The sequence below is a fragment of the Frankia sp. Hr75.2 genome (genome assembly GCF_949319125.1).
Classification (GTDB): Bacteria; Actinomycetota; Actinomycetes; order Frankiales; family Frankiaceae; genus Parafrankia; species Parafrankia soli.
In genome coordinates, this window is sequence record NZ_CASGGV010000111.1 from 78,037 (window position 1) to 100,372 (window position 22,336).

Below are 22,336 nucleotides of genomic sequence, written 5' to 3' on the forward strand. Positions count from 1 at the left end.
CCGCCCCGCTGACGCGGCGTCCCGCCGAGGGTTCGATCGGAGCCGGCATGCCCACCACCGTCACCTATGACGCCGTCGACGTCGGTACCGAGATCGGTGACCGGGTCTTCCCGCTGCGGCGAGCCGATCTGGTGCGCTACGCCGGCGCGTCGGGCGATTTCAACCCGATCCACTGGAACGAGCGGGTGGCCGCCGAGGCCGGGCTCCCCGGTGTGCTCGCGCACGGCATGCTGACGATGGCCACGGCGGGCCGTCTCGTCACCGACTGGGTCGGCGACCCGGCGGCCGTCGTCGAGTACGGCGTGAAGTTCTCCTCACCCGTGGTCGTGCCCGACGACGACGAGGGCGCGCAGATCTCTGTGCGGGGCGTTGTGGAGAAAAAGCTCGACGGCGGGAGGGTCGTGGTTAACCTCACAGTCCGACACGAGGGTGCCAAGGTCCTCATGGCGGCGCGGGCGACCGTCCAGCTCGCCTGACCCCGGCGGCGCCCGGCAGCGTCCCGTGGGGCCCGGTCCCACACCCGGATACCGGCGCGGCGCGGCCCGGCCCCACACGCCGACGGGCCCCGCGGCGGTGTGCCGCGGGGCCCGCTGCCGGCCGTCGTAGCTACGACGGCCGGGTGCACGTCAGTCAGCCGGTGTCCGTCAGCCGGACATCGCCTCGACTCCGGGGTGCGTGGAGGTGGACGGTGCGCTCAGCCGTCCTCAGACGGCTTCGGACAGCAGGGCGCCGAGCCGGCGGACACCTTCGACCAGGTCGGTGTCCCCGAGGGCGTAGGACAGGCGGGCGAAGCGCGGGGTGCCGAAGGCCTCCCCGGGCACGATCGCGACGCCGGCCTCTTCCAGGATGAACTGGCACAGCTCGGCCGAGGTCGCCGGCGTGCGACCGCGCAGCGTCCGGCCGAGCACGCCCTCCAGCGACGGGTAGGCGTAGAAGGCGCCGTCGGGCAGGGGGCACCGCACGCCGGGGATCTGCACGAGCATCTCGTGCATGGTCTTGCGGCGGCGGTCGAAGGCCGTCCGCATCTCGTGGACGGCGTCGAGCGGGCCGGCGACGGCGGCGAGCGCCGCGGCCTGGGCGACGTTCGAGACGTTCGAGGTGGCGTGCGACTGCAGGTTGGTGGCCGCCTTGACGACGTCGAGCGGGCCGATCAGCCAGCCGACCCGCCAGCCGGTCATCGCGTAGGTCTTGGCGACGCCGTTGACGACGACCCAGCGGTCGGCCAGCTCGGGTGCCTCGACGGGCATCGAGGCGAAGCGGGCCTCGCCGTAGACCAGGTGCTCGTAGATCTCGTCGCTGAGCACCCAGATGCCGGCTTCGGCGGCCCAGCGGCCGATCGCGCGGACCTCCTCCGGGGTGTGGACTGCGCCGGTCGGGTTGGAGGGGGAGCAGAACAGCAGGACCTTGGTACGGGGGGTCCGGGCGGCCTCGAGCTGCTCGACGGTGACGCGGTAGCCGGCCTCGGGCCCGGTCACGACGTCGACCGGCACACCGCCGGCGAGGCGGATCGCCTCGGGGTAGGTCGTCCAGTAGGGGGCAGGCAGGAGAACCTCGTCCCCTGGGTCGAGCAGAGTCGCGAACGCCTGGTAGACAGCCTGCTTGCCACCGTTGGTGATGAGGACCTGGCTTGGCTCGACGACCAGGCCGGAGTCGCGCCTGGTCTTCTCCGCGACGGCCTCCCGCAGCTCGGGGAGGCCGGCAGCCGGGGTGTAGCGGTGCATGCGCGGCTCGCGGCACGCCTTCTCCGCGGCGGCGACGATGTGTTCGGGAGTCGGGAAGTCGGGCTCGCCGGCACCGAAGCCGATCACGTCCCGGCCCGCGGCGCGCATCGCCTTGGCGGTCGCGTCGACGGCGAGGGTCGCGGAAGGCGCGATGCCCGCGATGCGGTGGGAGATCCTGCTCATGGCAGCCATGCTGCCACGTGAGTAGGGGATCGGGCTGGCCCGTCCGGCCCCTCCTGGGGCGACCTGCGGACGTCGAAGAGCACCGTGCGGCCGGCATCCGGTCGATGAAGGGGTATGCTCGTTCCGCTCGGCCTGTCAGCCCCCGCCTGCAGCCGGTAGCTCCACCGAACGGCCCTAAATGATCTTTAGAGGATCGCGAAGATCCTTTGAAAATCATCGGGAAGCCTGACGGAGAGCGAAGGCGGCACGGTGGGAACTAGGTGGTGGTCCGGGTACGTCTAAGGGGCGTGGCTCAATTGGTAGAGCACCGGTCTCCAAAACCGGCGGTTGCAGGTTCGAGTCCTGTCGCCCCTGCGTTGGACCGACGAACGAGTGGGTGGAGCTGAGTGGCGACCGATACGCGTGACGCGGCACCGCGGGCCGGTAGGTCCGCGCGGGCCGACCGTCGACGGTCGCCGTTCTCGATTGTCCGCAGGATTCGTCAGTTCGTCCGCGAGGTCATCGCGGAGCTTCGCAAGGTCGTCTACCCGGGCCGGAGCGAGCTGATCACCTACGTGGTCGTCGTGCTTGTCTTCGTCACGGTGATGACGGCCTTCGTGGCTAGCCTCGACTTCGGCCTGACGAAGGCGGTCCTCGCGGTCTTCGGCTGACACCGGAGCCGCCATGGGCAGCGAGCCGGGCCGACCGATCGTCGGTGCGGCGCGGTGCTCGGCCCGGGCACCGGTTCGTGCCGTCGTCCCGGCCCTGTGTGGCCGGGTGCGTCCCGCTGGCACGGGTCGCGGCGGGCGACCCGGTCGGCGGCCGGCCGTTCGGCGGATCAGGTCCGCCGGCGGGAGAACCACCCACTGTCCACCCGTCCACGAGAGAAGGAACGACCGCGTGTCCCAGTCTCCCGAGCACGCCTCCTCCGAGCAGGGAGAGGCCCTCGACCGTCTCGACCCCCTTGCGGCGTTCGAGCGCGACGAGGTCGCGAGCACGGACGCCGCGGCCGCACCTGAGAAGGACGACATCGAGGACGGCCTCGGGCCCGACGGCGGCTCCACCGCCGACACGCCCGCGACGGTGGCGGCCGATGCCGCGCCGGCCGCTGACGCCGTGCCGGCCACCGCGGTCGCGACGCCCGAGCCTCAGGATGATGGCGACGACCTGCTCCGGGCGCTCGAGGACGCTCCCGGCGAGTGGTACGTCGTGCACTCCTACGCGGGCTACGAGAACAAGGTCAAGACCAATCTCGAGACCCGGATCTCCAGCCTCAACATGGAGGACTACATCTTCCAGATCGAGGTCCCGACCGAAGAGGTCCCGGTCGTCAAGAACGGCAAGCGCCAGCTCGTACAGCAGAAGAAGTACCCCGGCTACATCTACGTCCGGATGGATCTGACCGACCAGTCCTGGTCGGCGGTCCGCAACACGCCGGGTGTGACCGGGTTCGTGGGCCTGACGAACCGGCCGTCGCCGCTGCGCCGCGAGGAGGTCGTCTCCATCCTCGCGCCGGCGGCGCCGAAGGAGAAGAAGGTCGAGACGGTCAAGGCCCAGGAGTTCGAGGTCGGGGAGTCCGTCACCGTCATGGACGGCCCGTTCGCCACCCTGCCGGCCACCATCAGCGAGATCAACCTCGACGCGCAGCGCCTGAAGGTACTCGTCTCCATCTTCGGTCGGGAGACACCGGTCGAGCTCCAGTTCAACCAGGTCGCGAAGATCTGATCCGCTCCGTAGAACCCCGGTAGGAAGACGAACAGATGCCTCCCAAGAAGAAGAAGATCACTGCGCTGATCAAGCTCCAGATCAACGCCGGCAAGGCGACCCCGGCGCCGCCGGTCGGTCCCGCCCTGGGCCAGCACGGCGTGAACATCATGGAGTTCTGCAAGCAGTACAACGCGGCCACCGAGTCGCAGACCGGCAACGTCGTGCCGGTCGAGATCACGGTGTACGACGACCGGTCGTTCACCTTCGTCACCAAGACCCCGCCCGCCGCCCGGCTGATCCTCAAGGCCGCCGGTGTGGACAAGGGCAGCGGCACGCCGCACCGGGTCAAGGTCGCGAAGCTGACCCCGGCCCAGGTGCGCGAGATCGCCCAGACGAAGCTGCCGGACCTCAACGCGAACAGCATCGAGGCCGCGGAGAAGATCATCGCCGGTACCGCGCGCTCGATGGGTATCACCGTCGGCGAGTGACCGTGTCCGTATGACCGTGTCCCGCGCGAACGCGTGGGAAGTCCCGCCGGACGTTCCGACCCACGCGGCGGGAGCGGACGGCACAAGGGCGACACAAGGCAGTACACGTGTGACATCGCGGCGGGCTCGTCGCGACGCACGGATGAACGCAGGTATGTGGGAGGGCTCGTCGCTGCCACGGCCCGGGTTGAGCCCGGGTCGGACGGCGCGGAGCGGGACCCGCCAACACCACGAGGAGAACTCATGAAGCGCAGCAAGGCCTACCGCGCCGCGGCAGAGAAGATCGACGCGACCGCTCTCTACAGCCCGCTCGACGCGGCCCGGCTGGCCCGGGAGACGTCGTCCACGAAGTACGACGCCACCGTCGAGGTCGCCATCCGGCTCGGCGTCGACCCGCGCAAGGCCGACCAGATGGTGCGTGGCACGGTCAACCTGCCGCACGGCACCGGTAAGTCCCCGCGGGTCGCGGTGTTCGCCGCCGGCGAGAAGGCCGCCGAGGCCACCGCCGCGGGCGCCGACATCGTCGGCAGCGACGACCTGGTGGCCCGCATCCAGGAGGGCTTCCTCGACTTCGACGCCACGGTCGCGACGCCCGACCAGATGGCCAAGGTCGGCCGGATCGCCCGCATCCTCGGGCCGCGTGGGCTCATGCCGAACCCGAAGACCGGCACCGTCACCCTGGACGTCGCCAAGGTCGTCGGCGACATCAAGGGCGGTAAGATCAACTTCCGGGTCGACAAGCAGGGCAACCTGCACATCGTCATCGGCAAGGTGAGCTTCTCCGAGACCCAGCTCATCGAGAACTACACCGTCGCCCTCGACGAGATCGTCCGGGTCAAGCCGTCGGCGGCCAAGGGTCGGTACCTCAAGAAGGTCACCTTCGCCACGACGATGGGCCCCGGCATCCCCGTGGACCCGAACCGGACCCGGAACCTCCTCGAGGAGATCTCGGCCTGACCGGAACGGCGCCGGCCGGAAGACCGGACGAGTTCGACCGGAATCGTACGACCGGGCCTGACCAGTTCGAATCGAACGGCACGACGAGGGCACGCACCGTCCGCGGTGTGTGCCCTTCGTTCGTTCCGCGTTGCTCCTGCTACGATGATGAACAGTTCCACACCGAAGACCGCTGGTCGTACTCCGGCCGTCGGGTCCCGAGTTTTTCGGAGACCTGTCGTCGGAGGCCGAAGGCTCGGTTTCCCCGAGCGGCCCGCGTAGGTGGCGGACGGGAAGTGGCTCACGCATCGCCGCTGTGCCGGCTCCGAACTCACCCAGGTGGGTACGGTCGGCGGGCGAAGATCGTCGCCCTTGACGCCCCGTGCCTCCTGCGCCGGGGCGTTCGTCGTTTCCGGGTCCTTCGGTATGGCCGGCCGACCATTGAAGGAGCCCGATGGCGAACTCGGAGAAGACCGCCGCGGTGGCGGAGATCGCCGAGGAGTTCCGTGGTTCGACCGCCGCGGTGCTGACCGAGTATCGCGGCCTGACGGTGAGTCAGCTCACCGAGCTGCGCCGCGCCCTCGGCGAGACCACCCGCTACGCGGTGGTCAAGAACACCCTTACCAAGATCGCCGCGGCACAGGCCGGCGTGTCCGGCATCGACGACCTGCTCGTCGGTCCGACGGCCGTCGCGTTTGTCGGCGGCGACCCGGTCGAGGCGGCCAAGGGCCTGCGGGACTTCTCCCGCGCCAACCCGGCTCTGGTCGTCAAGGGCGGGGTCGTCGAAGGCAAGGCGATGAATGCGGAGGAGATCCGCAAGCTCGCCGACCTGGAGTCCCGCGAGGTCCTGCTCGCCAAGATGGCCGGAGCCATGAACGGCTCGCTGGCCAAGGCGGTCGGCCTCTTCGCCGCCCCGCTGTCGCAGGTGGCTCGGCTCGCCGAGGCCCTGCGCGCGCAGCGGGAGGAGACGGCCGGCGCCGAGCCGGTCTCCGTGGACGCCTGACGAGCGACGCCTGACGGGACCCCCGTCCCGCGAGGCGGTGTCCCGGTGTGGCCACAGCTGGCCCGCACCGAGCCGCCCACGCGGGTGGTGTCCCGGCGGGGCCGCGTCCCACGGGGCGCGACGACCGACCACCCACCTGACGACACCCCCCGGCATGGCCGGGCGCCGGATCATCTGATCGGCATTACCAGGAAGGAACCGCCACCATGGCGAAGCTTTCGACCGACGATCTCCTCGAAGCGTTCAAGGAGATGACGCTCCTGGAGCTCTCGGAGTTCGTGAAGCAGTTCGAGGACACGTTCGGCGTGACCGCGGCCGCCCCGGTCGCCATCGCGGCCGGCCCGGTGGCCGGTGGCGCGGGCGGCGAGGCCGCCGCCGTCGAGGAGCAGGACGAGTTCGACGTGATCCTCGAGTCCGTCGGCGACAAGAAGATCCAGGTCATCAAGGAGGTCCGCGCGCTCACCAGCCTGGGCCTCAAGGAGGCCAAGGACCTCGTGGACGGCGCCCCCAAGCCCGTCCTGGAGAAGGTCGCCAAGGAGGCCGCGGACAAGGCCAAGGCGGCCCTCGAGGGCGCCGGCGCCACCGTCACCGTCAAGTAGTTCGGTACCGGTACCGGTACCGGTACCGGTCCGGTACCGGTACCGCCTGCCGGCACCGGTCCGCCGTGGCCCCGGCGCCAGCGCGCTGTCGTCGCGGCGGACATCCCGCTCCCCGGCCGGCCTCCCGCCGGTCGGGGAGCGGGTGACCTTGAGCCCCGTCCCGGTACGTCCGGGGCGGGGCTTCGGTGTGTCCGGCACTGTGCGGCCGGGTGCGGCGCGGCGGCGCGGGTCCGGTGGCACAGTGGCGTCCGGTGGCACGGTGGCACGGTGGCACGGCGGTCCGGTGGGGCGGCGCGGCGGGTGGTGATCCGACTGGCGGGCGGGGCCGGTGGTGGTAAGACTTCGGTGTCGTCGTCGGGCCGTGGGGCGGGCCCGCGGGACGGCCTGAGAGGTCGTGATCGGCCGTTCGGGCGGCCGGTCGGTGGGCGCGATCAGGGCGACGTCTTCGTCCGTCTCATGCACGAATGGCCTTCTCACGGGGCATCTTCCCGTGGGGCGGGCCGGCGGAGGCGCTCGGCCGCCGACGGCCGGCGGCGGTCCGGCTCACCTGGAGCGACGTGTCAACGGCGAGATCGGGCCGAGACGATGTTGCCCTTGAGGCCTTGACTAGCTCCGGGGCTACGGAGTTCCATCATTTCGCGAACCTTCGTAGGGAAGCGGCGCGCGACGTGATCGGGTCTCGTCCTTGCCAGCAGTGAAGCCGTCGGCTACACTGCTAGTTTGCGCTGTCTTTCTCGTTGCATCGGGCTCGTCGGTAACACGTTCGACATCGGGATCCGGCCCCTTGGGGTGATCGGGTTCGCGCCGCGGGGCGGTCCGCGGTCCTTCGGTCCATTGACCGGGCACCTGCCGCCTCAGCGGGTTCGGGGTGACGCGAGAGCGGCGTGGCCGTGTCTCGCTTGCGGGCACGGCGGCCCGGCTGTCCGAACCGAGACCCGAACGAGACTTCTCGCCCTTGCACCGACACGTCGATCCGAGATCGCCGCGCCGGCGCCGCGTGGCCTTGCCACACGCGTGCCGACCAGACCCGCGGCCGCTCCGTCATGCCCCGAGTCAGTGGACTCCCGGCATCACGCGGGCGCTCGGCCCCACCGTTTCGCCCGCGCCGGCGTCCGCACGGGCGGTCGCCGCCCGGCTGGTTGCCGCATCCGCGACGCAGTCTCCATCTCGGGATCCTCGCATTGCCGGGGTACCCCCCGCCGACGTTCCGCACAACCGTAGCGAGACACTGATCACCTGACCACCCCCTTACGGATCCTTGACATCCGCGACGCCAGCCCCACGATCAGGCCACCGGAAGGACCACCTTGGCCGCCTCGCGTTCCGCCTCCCGCATCTCGTTCGCAAAGATCATCGAGCCCCTCGAGGTCCCGGATCTTCTCGCCCTGCAGACGCAGTCATTCGATTGGCTGATCGGCAACGACATCTGGGCGGAGCGGGTCCAGGAGGCCATCGACGCCGACAGGAACGATGTCCCCATCACCTCCGGGCTCGAGGAGGTCTTCGAGGAGATCTCCCCGATCGAGGATTTCTCCGGCTCGATGTCCCTGTCCTTCCGGGATCACAGGTTTGAGCCCCCCAAGTACTCCGTCGAGGAGTGCAAGGACAAGGACATGACCTACTCGGCGCCGCTGTTCGTCACCGCCGAGTTCACCAACAACACCACCGGTGAGATCAAGAGCCAGACGGTGTTCATGGGCGACTTCCCGCTCATGACCCCGAAGGGCACGTTCGTCATCAACGGCACCGAGCGCGTGGTGGTCAGCCAGCTCGTCCGGTCCCCGGGTGTGTACTTCGAGAAGGCGATCGACAAGGCGTCCGACAAGGATCTGTTCTCCTGCAAGGTCATCCCCTCGCGGGGGGCCTGGCTCGAGTTCGAGATCGACAAGCGGGACACCGTCGGCGTCCGCATCGACCGCAAGCGCCGCCAGTCGGTCACCGTCCTGCTCAAGGCCCTGGGCTGGGATGAGGCCCGCATCCTGGAGCGCTTCGGCGACTTCCCGTCGATGCGGGTCACCCTGGAGAAGGACCACACCTCCAGCCAGGACGACGCCCTGCTCGACATCTACCGCAAGCTGCGCCCGGGCGAGCCGCCGACGCGGGAGTCGGCGCAGACCCTGCTGGAGAACCTCTTCTTCAACCCGAAGCGCTACGACCTGGCCAAGGTCGGCCGCTACAAGGTGAACAAGAAGCTGACCCTCGAGGTCGCGCACGACGTCGGCGTCCTCACCGAGGACGACGTCGTCCGCACGATCGAGTACATCGTCAAGCTGCACGCGGGCCAGGACCCGGACAACTACGAGGTCGACGACATCGACCACTTCGGCAACCGGCGCCTGCGCACGGTCGGCGAGCTCATCCAGAACCAGGTCCGCCTCGGCCTGGCCCGGATGGAGCGCGTCGTCCGCGAGCGCATGACGACCCAGGACGTCGAGGCGATCACGCCGCAGACCCTGATCAACATCCGGCCGGTCGTCGCCTCCATCAAGGAGTTCTTCGGCACCAGCCAGCTCTCCCAGTTCATGGACCAGACGAACCCGCTGGCCGGCCTGACCCACAAGCGCCGCCTGTCGGCGCTGGGCCCCGGCGGTCTGTCCCGGGAGCGGGCCGGCTTCGAGGTCCGCGACGTGCACCCCAGCCACTACGGCCGGATGTGCCCGATCGAGACGCCGGAAGGCCCGAACATCGGCCTGATCGGCTCGCTGTCGACGTTCGCGCGGGTCAACCCGTTCGGCTTCGTCGAGACCCCGTACCGCAAGGTGGAGAACGGCCGGGTCACCGGCCAGATCGACTACCTGACCGCGGACGAGGAGGACCGCCACGTCAAGGCGCAGGCGAACACCCCGCTGAACCCGGACGGCACGTTCGCCGAGGACCGCGTCCTGGTCCGCCGCAAGGGCGGTGAGGTCGAGTTCATCCCGCCGGACGAGGTCGACTACATGGACGTCTCGCCGCGGCAGATGGTGTCCGTCGCGACGGCGATGATCCCCTTCCTCGAGCACGACGACGCCAACCGTGCCCTGATGGGCTCGAACATGCAGCGCCAGTCGGTTCCGCTGCTGCGTTCCGAGGCTCCGCTGGTCGGCACCGGCATGGAGGCCCGCGCGGCCAAGGACGCCGGCGACGTGGTCGTCTGCGGCCAGTCCGGCGTGGTCGAGGACCTGTCGGCCGACTACATCACCGTCATGCACGACGACGGGACGCGGCGCACCTACCGCCTGGCGAAGTTCCGCCGGTCGAACCAGGGCACCTGCATCAACCAGAAGCCGATCGTCTTCGAGGGCGACCGCGTCGAGGCCGGCCAGGTCATCGCCGACGGCCCGTGCACCGACAACGGCGAGATGGCGCTGGGCAAGAACCTCCTGGTGGCCTTCATGCCGTGGGAGGGGCACAACTACGAGGACGCGATCATCCTCTCCCAGCGCCTGGTGCAGGACGACGTCCTCTCCTCGATCCACATCGAGGAGCACGAGGTCGACGCCCGGGACACCAAGCTGGGCCCGGAGGAGATCACCCGGGACATCCCGAACGTCGCCGAGGAGGTCCTCGCCGACCTCGACGAGCGCGGCATCATCCGGATCGGTGCCGAGGTGTCGCCCGGTGACGTGCTGGTCGGCAAGGTCACCCCGAAGGGCGAGACCGAGCTGACCCCGGAGGAGCGCCTGCTGCGCGCGATCTTCGGTGAGAAGGCCCGGGAGGTCCGCGACACCTCGCTGAAGGTGCCGCACGGCGAGTCCGGCAAGGTCATCGGTGTCCGCGTGTTCTCCCGCGAGGACGGCGACGAGCTGCCCCCGGGCGTGAACGAGCTGGTCCGCGTCTACGTGGCCCAGAAGCGCAAGATCACTGACGGTGACAAGCTCGCCGGCCGGCACGGCAACAAGGGCGTCATCGCCAAGATCCTGCCGGTGGAGGACATGCCCTTCCTCCCCGACGGCACCGCCGTCGACGTCGTGCTGAACCCGCACGGTGTGCCGCGTCGTATGAACATCGGCCAGATCCTGGAGACGCACCTCGGCTGGGTCGCCAAGACCGGCTGGCAGGTCGACTCCGGCACGGAGGGCTGGAAGGAGCGCCTGCGCGGCATCGGCGCCGACGCGGCCCCGCCCGGTACCAACGTGGCGACGCCGGTGTTCGACGGTGCCCGCGAGGAGGAGATCACCGGCCTGCTCGACGCCACCCTGCCCAACCGGGACGGTCAGCAGATGATCGGTTCCTCCGGCAAGGCCGAGCTGTACGACGGCCGCACCGGAGAGCCGTACCCGTACCCCGTGGCGGTCGGCTACATCTACATCCTCAAGCTCCTGCACCTGGTCGACGACAAGATCCACGCCCGGTCGACCGGGCCCTACTCGATGATCACGCAGCAGCCGCTCGGTGGTAAGGCGCAGTTCGGTGGCCAGCGGTTCGGTGAGATGGAGGTGTGGGCGCTCGAGGCGTACGGCGCCGCCTACGCCCTGCAGGAGCTCCTCACGATCAAGTCGGACGACGTCGTCGGCCGAGTGAAGGTCTACGAGGCGATCGTCAAGGGCGAGAACATCCCGGAACCCGGTATCCCGGAGTCGTTCAAGGTCCTCATCAAGGAGATGCAGTCGCTGTGCCTCAACGTCGAGGTGCTGTCCAGCGACGGGGTCTCCATCGAGATGCGGGACACCGACGAGGACGTCTTCCGCGCGGCGGAGGAGCTCGGTATCGACCTGTCACGGCGTGAGCCGAGCAGCGTCGAAGAGGTCTGACGTGACGGGGGGTCCGCCTGGCGGATGCGCCGACCGGCTGCGGCCGGTCACGGCGGGCCCCCGCCCCCGTCCACTCGTGCCACCCGGGTAGGAGCCCACAGGCCCCGGCCCGGGGGCCCCGGCAGCGTCCCGACTGAGAAAGAGAGAGCAGGCGACAGTCTTGCTGGACGTCAACTTCTTCGACGAGCTGCGCATCGGCCTGGCCACCGCGGACGACATCCGCCAGTGGTCGTTCGGTGAGGTCAAGAAGCCGGAGACGATCAACTACCGCACCCTCAAGCCGGAGAAGGACGGGCTCTTCTGCGAGAAGATCTTCGGTCCGACCCGGGACTGGGAGTGCTACTGCGGGAAGTACAAGCGGGTCCGGTTCAAGGGCATCATCTGTGAGCGCTGTGGCGTCGAGGTCACCCGCGCCAAGGTGCGCCGCGAGCGGATGGGCCACATCGAGCTCGCCGCCCCCGTCACCCACATCTGGTACTTCAAGGGCGTGCCGAGCCGTCTCGGCTACCTGCTCGACCTGGCGCCGAAGGACCTCGAGAAGGTCATCTACTTCGCCGCCTACATGATCACCAAGGTCGACATCGACTCCCGGCACCGCGACCTGCCGACTCTCGAGGCCCGCATCGGCGTCGAGAAGCAGCAGCTCGAGGACAAGAAGAACGCCGACGTCGAGACCCGCCAGCGCAAGCTGGAGGAGGACCTGGCGCAGCTCGAGGCCGAAGGCGCCAAGGGCGACGCCCGCCGCAAGGTGCGCGAGTCGGCCGAGCGCGAGATGCGCCAGATCCGTGACCGCTCCCAGCGCAAGATCGACGACCTCGACCGGGTCTTCGATCGGTTCAAGAACATGAAGGTCCAGGACCTCGAGCCGGACGAGCTGCTCTTCCGCGAACTGCGCGACCGGTTCGGCCAGTACTTCGAGGGCGGCATGGGCGCCGAGGCGCTGCAGCACCGGCTCGCCGACTTCGATCTGGCCGCCGAGGCGGAGTCGCTGCGCGAGACCATCCGCAGCGGCAAGGGGCAGAAGAAGGCCCGCGCGCTCAAGCGGCTCAAGGTCGTGTCGGCGTTCCTGAACACCCGCAACTCCCCGATGGGGATGGTGCTCGACTGCGTTCCGGTGATCCCGCCGGACCTGCGGCCGATGGTCCAGCTCGACGGTGGCCGGTTCGCCACCTCCGACCTGAACGACCTGTACCGCCGGGTGATCAACCGGAACAACCGGCTCAAGCGGCTGCTCGACCTCGGCGCGCCCGAGATCATCGTCAACAACGAGAAGCGGATGCTGCAGGAGGCCGTCGACGCGCTGTTCGACAACGGCCGCCGCGGCCGGCCCGTCACCGGGCCCGGCAACCGTCCGCTCAAGTCGCTGTCCGACATGCTCAAGGGCAAGCAGGGCCGGTTCCGCCAGAACCTGCTCGGCAAGCGCGTCGACTACTCGGGCCGTTCGGTCATCGTGGTCGGCCCGCAGCTCAAGCTGCACCAGTGCGGCCTGCCCAAGCAGATGGCGCTCGAGCTGTTCAAGCCGTTCGTGATGAAGCGCCTGGTCGACCTCAACCACGCGCAGAACATCAAGTCGGCCAAGCGCATGGTCGAGCGGGCCCGCCCGGTCGTGTGGGACGTCCTCGAAGAGGTCATCACCGAACACCCCGTGCTGCTCAACCGGGCGCCGACCCTGCACCGCCTCGGCATCCAGGCCTTCGAGCCGCAGCTGGTCGAGGGCAAGGCCATCCAGATCCACCCGCTGGTCTGCACCGCGTTCAACGCGGACTTCGACGGCGACCAGATGGCGGTGCACCTGCCGCTGTCCGCCGAGGCGCAGGCCGAGGCCCGGATCCTGATGCTGTCGAGCAACAACATCCTGTCGCCGGCGTCGGGCCGTCCGCTGGCCATGCCCAGCCTCGACATGGTCACCGGGGTGTTCCACCTGTCCCGGGTGTCCGAGGGTGCGATCGGCGAGGGCCGGTTCTTCTCCAGCGTCGCCGAGGCCCAGATGGCCTTCGACGCGCGGGAGATCCACCTGCAGGCCCGCATCCAGGTGCGGCTGCGGGAGAGCACGCCCCCCGCCGAGTGGGCGCCGCCCGCCGACTGGCTGCCGGGTGACCCGTTCACCCTGGAGACCACGTTCGGGCGCTGCCTGCTCAACGAGGCGCTGCCGGAGGGCTACCCCTTCATCAACGCCCAGCTGAACAAGAAGGCGCAGGCGGCGATCGTCAACGACCTCGCCGAGCGGTACCCGAAGATCCAGGTCGCTGCGACGCTGGACGCCCTCAAGAGCGCCGGTTTCTACTGGGCCACCCGGTCCGGTGTGACGGTGGCGATCGAGGACGTCGTGGCTCCGCCGAACAAGGCCCAGATCCTCGACGAGTACGAGCAGCGGGCCGAGCGGGTCGAGAAGCAGTTCGGCCGCGGTTTCCTCTCCGACGAGGAGCGCCGCAGCGAGCTGGTGCAGATCTGGACCGAGGCGACGAACAAGATCGCCGAGGCCATGGAGGCGAACTTCCCGGAGACCAACCCGGTCTACACGCTGGTCAACTCCGGGGCCGCCGGAAACATGATGCAGATCCGGCAGCTCGCCGGCATGCGCGGACTGGTCTCCAACCCCAAGGGTGAGATCATCCCGCGGCCGATCAAGGCGAACTTCCGCGAGGGCCTCACCGTCGTCGAGTACTTCATCTCGACGCACGGTGCCCGTAAGGGTCTCGCCGACACCGCCCTGCGGACCGCCGACTCGGGTTACCTGACCCGTCGTCTGGTGGACGTCAGCCAGGACGTCATCGTCCGCGAGGAGGACTGCGGCACCGAGCGCGGCATCCTGACCCGGATCGCCCGCAAGGGACCGGACGGGGTGCTGGTGCGCGACCGCTACGCGGAGACCTCCGCGTACGCCCGCTCGCTCGCCTCCGACGCGGTGGACGCCCAGGGTGAGGTCGTCGTCCCGGCCGGCGCCGACGCCGGCGACGTGGTCATCGGCCAGATCATCGAGGCCGGGGTCGAGTCGGTGCGGGTGCGCTCGGCGCTCACCTGCGAGTCGCGGATGGGTGTCTGCGCGCACTGCTACGGCCGCTCGCTGGCCACCGGCAAGCTGGTGGACGTGGGCGAGGCCGTCGGCATCGTCGCCGCCCAGTCCATCGGTGAGCCGGGAACCCAGCTCACGATGCGTACCTTCCACAGCGGTGGCGTCGCCGGTGACGACATCACCCAGGGTCTGCCGCGTGTCGTCGAGCTGTTCGAGGCCCGTAGCCCCAAGGGCAAGGCCCCGATCAGCGAGGTCGTCGGCCGGGTCAAGATCGAGGAGACGGAGAAGACCTTCAAGGTCGTCATCGTCCCCGACGACGGCAGCGAGGAGATCGCCTACCCGGTCTCCCGCCGCTCCCGGCTGCGGGTCCGTGAGGGCGAGCGGGTCGACGTCGGCGCCCAGCTGATCGACGGCGCCGTCGACCCGCACGAGGTGCTGCGCATCCTCGGCCCGCGCCAGGTGCAGCTCCACCTGGTCGACCAGGTCCAGGAGGTGTACCGGTCGCAGGGTGTGTCGATCCACGACAAGCACATCGAGATCATCATCCGCCAGATGCTCAAGCGGGTGAACGTGCTCGAGTCGGGGGAGACCACGCTGCTGCCGGGTGAGCTCGTCGAGCGCGCCCGCTTCGAGGGCGAGAACCGGCGCGTGGTGGAGATCGGCGGCCAGCCGGCCTCGGCCCGCCCGGTGCTCATGGGCATCACCAAGGCCTCGCTGGCCACCGAGTCGTGGCTGTCGGCGGCGTCCTTCCAGGAGACCACCCGGGTGCTCACCGACGCGGCGATCAACGCCCGCTCGGACTCGCTGGTCGGCCTCAAGGAGAACGTCATCATCGGAAAGCTCATCCCGGCGGGTACCGGCATCTCCCGGTACCGCAACATCCGGGTGGAGCCGACCGACGAGGCGCGCGCGGCGATGTACTCGGTCAGCGGCTACGAGGACGGCGCCTCGGTCGAGTACGGCGCCTTCGGTGCCGGATCCGGCCAGGCCGTCCCGCTGGACGAGTTCGACTACCGCAGCTCGGGCGACTACCGCTGAGCCAGCGAGCCTGACTCCGGTGCCGGGCGACCGCGGCAGTGACCGCGCTCGTCCGGCACCCGGTGCCAGGCCTGGTGTCTGACGGCCGGGCGCTCGTCGCCTGGCGTCAGGCGCCCGGTGTCGGGTATCCGGCTCGGGCGTCCGACTCTTGTGACCGGGACGGCCCGGTGAACCGTGCAGGTACGCGGTTCACCGGGCCGTTCGGCGTTTGCGTCGGCCGGCGCCACCGACCGCCGTCGCCGTCAGCCGCCGTCAGCCGCCGCCGTGTCCGGACCTGAGCCCAGGACCCGCGGTCGGGCCCGCTGTCGGCGTGGTGGCCGTGACAGGCCCGAAGGCGGCCTCGCGCAGTTCGCCGTAGACCCGGACAAGGTCGGGTAGCTGGTAGTGCGCGTTCAGCCCACTGGGGTTCGGCAGCAGCCACACCCCGGCGGGACCGATGCGCTCCGGCTGTCGACCGACCTTCGCCGTCCGCCGCCCGAAGCCGATGCGGTACGCGGCGAGCCCGAGAAAGGCGACCCATCCCGGGCGGATCCGTTCGACAAGCTCGATGAGTACCGGCACACCGGCCCTGATTTCGTCGTCAGCGATCTCATCGGCGCGAGCGGTCGAGCGGTGCACCAGATTCGTGATTCCGATGCCCCGGGCGCGTAGGTGCTCGGTCTCGGACGGATGCAGCCGGCGCCCGGTGAACCCGGCGAAGTGCAGGACCGGCCAGAGCCGATTGCTGGGCGTCCCGAAATGGAATCCGGTGGCGCCGGACTCCAGGGACGGATTGATACCGCACAGCAGCACCCGGGTCTCCGGACCGACGAGGTCCGGGACGGTCTTCCCATAGGCCGCGAGAAGCTCCGCACGGTCCGGTCGGGGCCGCCGCGGCGGCTTCGGTGACCTCAGCGCCGCCGGCCCGGCTACAGGCGTGTCGGCGGCCTCCGGTGCCGGGGCGGCTATGGGCCTGTCCGTGGCTTCCTGCGCGGGGGCGGCTTCTTGCACCGGCGCGGCTTCCGTTCCCGGCGTCGCAGCTTCTGATGGCAGCGTGGGGCCCGTCGACAGGGTGAGCGTCTGCGACGGCGTGTCTTCTGGTGTCTGGTCGGCCGGGGACGGCTGGTCCGGCGCGGTGCCCTGGCTGGGCGGTCTGGTGCTGGCCATCCTGGCATCCTCGTTTGTCGCCGCCCCTGCGGATCATCCACCCCCACCCGGATCAGCCCACCGTAGATCAGGGCGCTCCGCGCCGGCCCGCGAGATGTGTGGCGGGTGAGTGAGTCCATGGACTCACTCACCCGCCACACATCTCCATGGGGCGTGGTTCAAGGGGGGCTGGCCGGTCAATAGATCTTGTTTTGGGGGGCTTTTCCTGGGCGGGGGCGGGGCGGGTGGGGCGGCGGCCGGGGGGCGATGCCGCCTCGGGTCGAGTCCCGGCTCCGGCTCCGCGTCCTGAGTGCCGGTCCTGGGCCCTGGGTCTGGTCCTCGGTGCCTGGCTTCCCGGTCTCGGGGCCTTGGGCGGAGGAATTGATGGATGCCTTTCGGCAGGGCGTTCGTGGAGGCCGGAGGGGTCGGCGGTAGGGTTCGCAGTGGCTGTTTTCCCGGTGGGAGGACGGTTGTGTCGGTACCGGTCCGGCGGGTTGGCGGATACCGGTCCGTCCGTGGAGCGCGCAACGGCCAGGCGCAGGCAGGACGTCCGTCGTCCGGTCGCGCCTGTCGTGGTCGTCGGGTGATACCCCGTTCGACACTTGACGTGGGCGTGGAGTAGTGTTGGCGCCTGTGGCCGGAGTCCACGTGGCTCTGGCGTGTGTCCTGCGCCCAGACGTGGCGCCGTGGCGCCGAGAACCGACCGCTCAGGTCAGGTACTCAGGCCGCCGTCGGTGACAGTCGGGTTCGGTCCGGCAGAGTCGGGCGGGTAGGCGCGCTCCTTCTGGGACGTATCGGACTTCCGGTACTTACGGAGGGCGCGACACGCCCGACCGCGTGGGTCGGGAACGGATACTCCGGCGCTCACGCTCCGTGCCATCCAGGCGAGGAGCGGCACCGCGACACAGCAGGCAGACAGGCCGGCCATCCGGGATGGCTGCCGGCGAGTACGACGAGGCACGAAGGAACGGGAGCGGCGTTGCCCACGATCCAGCAGCTGGTCCGCAAGGGCCGGCAGGACAAGGTCGAGAAGACCAAGACCCCGGCACTCAAGGGGAGCCCGCAGCGTCGTGGCGTGTGCACCCGCGTCTACACGACCACCCCCAAGAAGCCGAACTCGGCGCTGCGCAAGGTGGCACGCGTCCGGCTGAACAGCGGGATCGAGGTCACGGCCTACATCCCCGGGGTCGGTCACAACCTGCAGGAGCACTCGATCGTCCTGGTGCGTGGTGGCCGTGTGAAGGACCTCCCGGGCGTTCGCTACAAGATTGTCCGGGGCGCTCTCGACACGCAGGGCGTCCGTAACCGGAAGCAGGCTCGCAGCCGCTACGGCGCGAAGAAGGAGAAGGGCTAATGCCGCGCAAGGGGCCCGCGCCCAAGCACCCCGTCGTCGTCGACCCGGTCTACGGCTCGCCGCTGGTGACCGCCCTGGTCAACAAGGTGCTGCTGAGCGGCAAGAAGTCGGTCGCGGAGCGCATCGTGTACGGCGCGCTCGAGGGCGCCAAGAACAAGACCGGCAACGACCCGGTCGTCACGCTCAAGCGTGCGCTGGACAACGTCAAGCCCACGCTGGAGGTGCGCAGCCGCCGAGTAGGTGGCGCCACCTACCAGGTGCCGGTCGAGGTCCGCGCGGGCCGCAGCACCACGCTCGCGCTGCGCTGGATCGTCGGGTACTCCCGCGGCCGTCGTGAGAAGACGATGACCGAGCGCCTGATGAACGAGCTGATCGACGCGAGCAACGGCCTCGGCGCGAGCGTGAAGCGCCGGGAGGACACCCACAAGATGGCGGAGTCCAACAAGGCCTTCGCCCACTACCGCTGGTAACTCATCATGGCTGCTGACGCACGTGCCGCACTGGCCGCGACCCGGAACATCGGGATCATGGCCCACATCGACGCAGGCAAGACCACGACCACCGAGCGCATCCTCTTCTACACCGGTGTGAACTACAAGATCGGTGAAGTCCACGAGGGTGGCGCCACGATGGACTGGATGGAGCAGGAGCAGGAGCGGGGGATCACCATCACCTCCGCCGCCACCACCTGCTCGTGGCGTGACCACACCATCAACATCATCGACACCCCGGGCCACGTCGACTTCACCGTCGAGGTGGAGCGGTCCCTGCGCGTCCTCGACGGAGCGGTCGCGGTGTTCGACGCCGTCGCCGGCGTCGAGCCGCAGAGCGAGACGGTGTGGAAGCAGGCCGACCGCTACGACGTCCCGCGGATCGCGTTCGTCAACAAGATGGACCGGGTCGGCGCCGAGTTCCACCGCTGCGTCGACATGATGGTCGACCGGCTGGACGCGACGCCCGCCGTCATCCAGCTGCCCTGGGGTGTCGAGGCGGACTTCCGTGGCGTGATCGACCTGATCCGCATGAAGGGCCTGCTCTGGCACACCGAGGACAAGGGCGCCTCGTTCGAGACCGTCGACATCCCGACCGACCACGCCGAAGCCGCGCAGGAATGGCGGGAGAAGCTGGTCGAGACCGTCGCCGAGAACGACGACGAGCTCATGGAGCTCTACCTCGAGGGCGTCGAGCCCACCGAGGAGCAGCTCATGGCGGCGCTGCGGCGGTCCACGGTGGCCAGCAAGGTCAACCCGGTGCTCTGTGGTTCCGCGTTCAAGAACAAGGGCGTGCAGCCCATGCTCGACGCGGTTGTCGACTTCCTCCCCTCGCCGACGGACATCGGCTCGGTCACCGGCCACGCGGTCGGCAAGGAAGAAACCGAGATCGTCCGCGAGGCTGACGACGACGCGCCGTTCTCGGCGCTGGCCTTCAAGATCATGTCGGACCCGTACGTCGGCAAGCTGACCTACATCCGGGTGTACTCCGGCAAGATCACCAGCGGTACCGCGGTGCTCAACTCGACCAAGGACCGCAAGGAGCGCATCGGCCGCATCCTGCAGATGCACGCCAACCACCGGGAGGACCGGGACGGTGTGGGCGCGGGTCAGATCGTGGCCGTGGTGGGCCTGAAGAACACCACCACCGGCGACACGCTGTGTGACCCGAACTCGCCGGTCATCCTCGAGTCGATGATCTTCCCTGCCCCGGTCATCGACGTCGCCATCGAGCCGAAGACGAAGGCTGACCAGCAGAAGCTGGGCACCGCGATCCAGCGGCTCACCGAAGAGGACCCGACCTTCCAGGTCCGCACCGACGAGGAGACCGGTCAGACGGTCATCGCCGGTATGGGTGAGCTGCATCTCGAGGTCTTCGTCGACCGGATGCGCCGCGAGTACGGCGTCGAGGCGAACGTCGGCAAGCCGCAGGTGGCCTACCGCGAGACCATCCGCCGCAAGGTGGAGAAGGTCGACTACACCCACAAGAAGCAGACGGGTGGGTCCGGGCAGTACGCCCGCGTGATCATCGACCTGGAGCCCTCCGGCGGCGACGGCGGCGGCTACGAGTTCGAGAACAAGGTGACCGGCGGACGCATCCCGCGGGAGTTCATCCCGTCGGTGGACGCCGGCTGCCAGGAGGCCATGGAGTTCGGCGTCCTGGCCGGTTACCCGCTCGTCGACGTCAAGGTCACGCTACGGGACGGCCAGTTCCACGAGGTCGACTCCTCCGAGCTCGCCTTCAAGATCGCCGGTTCCATGGCCTTCAAGGACGCGGCCCGGAAGGCCGACCCGGTCATCCTCGAGCCGATGATGTCGGTCGAGGTCACGACGCCCGAGGACCACATGGGCGACGTGATCGGCGACCTCAACTCGCGGCGTGGGCAGATCCAGGCCATGGACGAGCGGGGCGGTTCCCGGATCGTCAAGGCCCTGGTGCCGCTCTCGGAGATGTTCGGGTACGTCGGCGACCTGCGGTCGAAGACCTCCGGGCGGGCGAGCTACTCGATGCAGTTCGACTCCTACGCCGAAGTCCCGCAGAACGTCGCCAAGGACATCATCGCGAAGGCGAGGGGCGAGTAGCAGGCCCGCCGGGCCGGGCTGCCGGCACCACTGACGACAACACAGCACGACACCACCCGTCCTTGGAGGGACACCAGTGGCGAAGCAGAAGTTCGAGCGGACCAAGCCGCACGTCAACATCGGGACCATCGGTCACATCGACCATGGCAAGACGACGCTGACGGCCGCGATCACGAAGGTCCTGCACGACGCGCACCCGGACCTCAACCCGTTCACGCCGTTCGACCAGATCGACAAGGCGCCGGAGGAGAAGGCCCGCGGGATCACGATCTCGATCGCGCACGTCGAGTACCAGACCGACGCGCGGCACTACGCGCACGTCGACTGCCCCGGGCACGCCGACTACATCAAGAACATGATCACGGGTGCCGCGCAGATGGACGGCGCGATCCTGGTGGTCTCGGCGACCGACGGCCCCATGCCGCAGACGAAGGAGCACGTGCTCCTGGCCCGCCAGGTCGGCGTGCCGTACATCGTCGTGGCGCTGAACAAGGCCGACATGGTCGACGACGAGGAGATCCTCGAGCTCGTCGAGCTCGAGGTCCGGGAGCTCCTGAACACCTACGAGTTCCCCGGCGACGACGTCCCGGTCATCCGCGTCTCCGCGCTCAAGGCGCTGGAGGGCGACAAGGAGTGGGGCGAGAAGCTCCTCGAGCTCATGGCGGCGGTGGACGCGTCCATCCCCGAGCCCGAGCGTGACATCGACCGGCCGTTCCTCATGCCGATCGAGGACGTGTTCACGATCACGGGTCGTGGCACGGTCGTCACGGGTCGTATCGAGCGTGGAATCGTCAAGGTCAACGAGACCGTGGAGATCGTCGGCATCAAGCCGGAGACCACCACGACGACCGTGACCGGCGTCGAGATGTTCCGCAAGCTGCTCGACGAGGGCCAGGCCGGTGACAACGTCGGCCTCCTCCTCCGTGGCATCAAGCGCGAGGACGTCGAGCGCGGCCAGGTCATCGTGAAGCCGAAGTCGATCACCCCCCACACGGTGTTCGAGGCGCGCGTCTACATCCTCAACAAGGACGAGGGTGGCCGGCACACGCCGTTCTTCAAGAACTACCGGCCGCAGTTCTACTTCCGCACCACCGACGTGACCGGCGTCGTGACCCTCCCCGAGGGCACCGAGATGGTCATGCCGGGCGACAACACCGAGATGACGGTCGAGCTCATCCAGCCGATCGCCATGGAGGAGGGCCTGCGGTTCGCCATCCGTGAGGGTGGCCGGACCGTCGGTGCGGGTCAGGTTCTGAAGGTCATCAAGTAGTGGCGGCGGGCGGCGGGTGCCCCAAGGGGTCCCGCCGCCCGCTGTTGCTGGCCGGCCACGCCGGGGCGTAACGCTCCGCGTCGCGACCAGGATCGCAAGCCGCCCGCGAGGGCCGCGCACGCGCGGCCGACGGGGCACCAGACAAGGCGGTACACCCGGCACGAACCCGGACCCGCCGGGCCGCCCGCCCTTTCCGGCGGCGGCCCGCGCCGCGGAGCGGGAAGAGGTCGACGGGGACCCGGTAGTGATACCGGCCGGACGAGACAGACAGGACAGGCGAAGCCCACCATGGCGGCACAGAAGATCCGCATCCGGCTCAAGGCCTATGACCACGAGGTCATCGACAGCTCGGCGCGGAAGATCGTCGAGACCGTGACGCGTACCGGTGCGCAGGTCGCGGGTCCGGTGCCGCTGCCGACGGAGAAGAACGTCTACTGCGTCATCCGGTCGCCGCACAAGTACAAGGACAGCCGCGAGCACTTCGAGATGCGGACGCACAAGCGGCTGATCGACATTCTTGACCCGACGCCGAAGACGGTCGACTCGCTGATGCGCCTCGACCTGCCCGCCGGCGTGGACATCGAGATCAAGCTGTAAGAGGGGCCGGCGCCAGT

16 protein-coding genes and 1 tRNA gene are annotated in these 22,336 nt (G+C 69.3%); 15 read left to right on the forward strand and 2 right to left on the reverse strand.

Going from position 1 to position 22,336, the window contains the following annotated elements; genetic code table 11:
* Positions 1 to 47: 47 nt before the first annotated feature.
* On the forward strand, positions 48 to 476 hold the full coding sequence (locus AC559T_RS10150; RefSeq protein WP_020463491.1) for a MaoC family dehydratase: 429 nt from the start codon (positions 48 to 50) through the stop codon (positions 474 to 476).
* A 228-nt stretch (positions 477 to 704) separates the two neighbouring features.
* Here AC559T_RS10150 and AC559T_RS10155 read toward each other — a convergent pair whose 3' ends face one another.
* Positions 705 to 1,913: a pyridoxal phosphate-dependent aminotransferase gene (locus AC559T_RS10155; protein WP_112105336.1), complete on the reverse strand. Its 1,209-nt coding sequence runs from the start codon at positions 1,911 to 1,913 to the stop codon at positions 705 to 707.
* 272 nt (positions 1,914 to 2,185) lie between these two features.
* Here AC559T_RS10155 and AC559T_RS10160 point away from each other — a divergent pair.
* The 9 genes from AC559T_RS10160 to AC559T_RS10200 all read left to right on the forward strand — a co-directional run bounded on the left by AC559T_RS10160 (position 2,186) and on the right by AC559T_RS10200 (position 15,400).
* Positions 2,186 to 2,258, forward strand: a tRNA-Trp gene (locus AC559T_RS10160).
* Positions 2,259 to 2,290: 32 nt separating this feature from the next.
* Positions 2,291 to 2,554 (forward strand): preprotein translocase subunit SecE, encoded by a 264-nt coding sequence (gene secE / locus AC559T_RS10165; protein ID WP_020463489.1) that lies wholly within the window; start codon positions 2,291 to 2,293, stop codon positions 2,552 to 2,554.
* Between the two features lie 229 nt (positions 2,555 to 2,783).
* Complete coding sequence (gene nusG, locus AC559T_RS10170) at positions 2,784 to 3,608, forward strand: transcription termination/antitermination protein NusG (RefSeq protein ID WP_498868563.1); 825 nt, start codon at positions 2,784 to 2,786, stop codon at positions 3,606 to 3,608.
* 35 nt (positions 3,609 to 3,643) lie between these two features.
* On the forward strand, positions 3,644 to 4,078 hold the full coding sequence (gene rplK / locus AC559T_RS10175; protein WP_018505143.1) for a 50S ribosomal protein L11: 435 nt from the start codon (positions 3,644 to 3,646) through the stop codon (positions 4,076 to 4,078).
* A 243-nt stretch (positions 4,079 to 4,321) separates the two neighbouring features.
* Positions 4,322 to 5,035, forward strand: coding sequence for a 50S ribosomal protein L1 (gene rplA, locus AC559T_RS10180; RefSeq protein WP_071066154.1), 714 nt, complete (start codon positions 4,322 to 4,324; stop codon positions 5,033 to 5,035).
* Between the two features lie 433 nt (positions 5,036 to 5,468).
* Positions 5,469 to 6,017: a 50S ribosomal protein L10 gene (gene rplJ / locus AC559T_RS10185; RefSeq protein WP_071066153.1), complete on the forward strand. Its 549-nt coding sequence runs from the start codon at positions 5,469 to 5,471 to the stop codon at positions 6,015 to 6,017.
* A gap of 206 nt (positions 6,018 to 6,223) precedes the next feature.
* On the forward strand, positions 6,224 to 6,616 hold the full coding sequence (gene rplL, locus AC559T_RS10190; RefSeq protein WP_071066152.1) for a 50S ribosomal protein L7/L12: 393 nt from the start codon (positions 6,224 to 6,226) through the stop codon (positions 6,614 to 6,616).
* Between the two features lie 1,307 nt (positions 6,617 to 7,923).
* Positions 7,924 to 11,349 carry a DNA-directed RNA polymerase subunit beta gene (rpoB, locus tag AC559T_RS10195; protein ID WP_071066151.1) on the forward strand — a complete coding sequence of 1,142 codons (3,426 nt, stop codon included), beginning with the start codon at positions 7,924 to 7,926 and terminating at the stop codon, positions 11,347 to 11,349.
* A gap of 160 nt (positions 11,350 to 11,509) precedes the next feature.
* Positions 11,510 to 15,400, forward strand: a complete 3,891-nt coding sequence (locus AC559T_RS10200; RefSeq protein ID WP_498868564.1) for a DNA-directed RNA polymerase subunit beta' — start codon at positions 11,510 to 11,512, stop codon at positions 15,398 to 15,400.
* Positions 15,401 to 15,652: 252 nt separating this feature from the next.
* On the opposite strand, the gene mug is transcribed toward AC559T_RS10200, so the two are convergent.
* Positions 15,653 to 16,546 carry a G/U mismatch-specific DNA glycosylase gene (gene mug / locus AC559T_RS10205; RefSeq protein WP_498868565.1) on the reverse strand — a complete coding sequence of 298 codons (894 nt, stop codon included), beginning with the start codon at positions 16,544 to 16,546 and terminating at the stop codon, positions 15,653 to 15,655.
* A 958-nt stretch (positions 16,547 to 17,504) separates the two neighbouring features.
* On the opposite strand from mug, the gene rpsL reads away from it, so the two are divergent.
* The 5 genes from rpsL (at position 17,505) to rpsJ (ending at position 22,319) form a co-directional block, all read left to right on the forward strand.
* Positions 17,505 to 17,879: a 30S ribosomal protein S12 gene (rpsL, locus tag AC559T_RS10210; protein ID WP_009740532.1), complete on the forward strand. Its 375-nt coding sequence runs from the start codon at positions 17,505 to 17,507 to the stop codon at positions 17,877 to 17,879.
* Entirely contained in the window at positions 17,879 to 18,349 is a 471-nt protein-coding gene (gene rpsG, locus AC559T_RS10215) for a 30S ribosomal protein S7 (protein ID WP_020463481.1), read from the forward strand. The genes rpsL and rpsG overlap by 1 nt, the downstream gene beginning before the upstream one ends.
* A gap of 6 nt (positions 18,350 to 18,355) precedes the next feature.
* The gene (fusA, locus tag AC559T_RS10220; protein ID WP_071066147.1) at positions 18,356 to 20,452 is read left to right on the forward strand and encodes an elongation factor G; all 2,097 of its coding nucleotides are present in this window, start codon (positions 18,356 to 18,358) and stop codon (positions 20,450 to 20,452) included.
* Positions 20,453 to 20,528: 76 nt separating this feature from the next.
* Positions 20,529 to 21,722 (forward strand): elongation factor Tu, encoded by a 1,194-nt coding sequence (gene tuf, locus AC559T_RS10225; protein WP_020463479.1) that lies wholly within the window; start codon positions 20,529 to 20,531, stop codon positions 21,720 to 21,722.
* Between the two features lie 288 nt (positions 21,723 to 22,010).
* Positions 22,011 to 22,319: a 30S ribosomal protein S10 gene (rpsJ, locus tag AC559T_RS10230; RefSeq protein ID WP_006539131.1), complete on the forward strand. Its 309-nt coding sequence runs from the start codon at positions 22,011 to 22,013 to the stop codon at positions 22,317 to 22,319.
* Positions 22,320 to 22,336: the final 17 nt, after the last annotated feature.

Bases quoted from the DNA above. Each gene is read 5' to 3' on its own strand.
- mug (WP_498868565.1), bottom strand. From the start codon at position 16,546: ATGGCCAGCACCAGACCGCCCAGCCAGGGCACCGCGCCGGACCAGCCG.
- AC559T_RS10150 (WP_020463491.1), top strand. From the start codon at position 48: ATGCCCACCACCGTCACCTATGACGCCGTCGACGTCGGTACCGAGATC.
- AC559T_RS10155 (WP_112105336.1), bottom strand. From the start codon at position 1,913: ATGGCTGCCATGAGCAGGATCTCCCACCGCATCGCGGGCATCGCGCCT.
- fusA (WP_071066147.1), top strand. From the start codon at position 18,356: ATGGCTGCTGACGCACGTGCCGCACTGGCCGCGACCCGGAACATCGGG.
- rpsG (WP_020463481.1), top strand. From the start codon at position 17,879: ATGCCGCGCAAGGGGCCCGCGCCCAAGCACCCCGTCGTCGTCGACCCG.
- rpsJ (WP_006539131.1), top strand. From the start codon at position 22,011: ATGGCGGCACAGAAGATCCGCATCCGGCTCAAGGCCTATGACCACGAG.
- rplA (WP_071066154.1), top strand. From the start codon at position 4,322: ATGAAGCGCAGCAAGGCCTACCGCGCCGCGGCAGAGAAGATCGACGCG.
- rplL (WP_071066152.1), top strand. From the start codon at position 6,224: ATGGCGAAGCTTTCGACCGACGATCTCCTCGAAGCGTTCAAGGAGATG.
- rplJ (WP_071066153.1), top strand. From the start codon at position 5,469: ATGGCGAACTCGGAGAAGACCGCCGCGGTGGCGGAGATCGCCGAGGAG.
- rplK (WP_018505143.1), top strand. From the start codon at position 3,644: ATGCCTCCCAAGAAGAAGAAGATCACTGCGCTGATCAAGCTCCAGATC.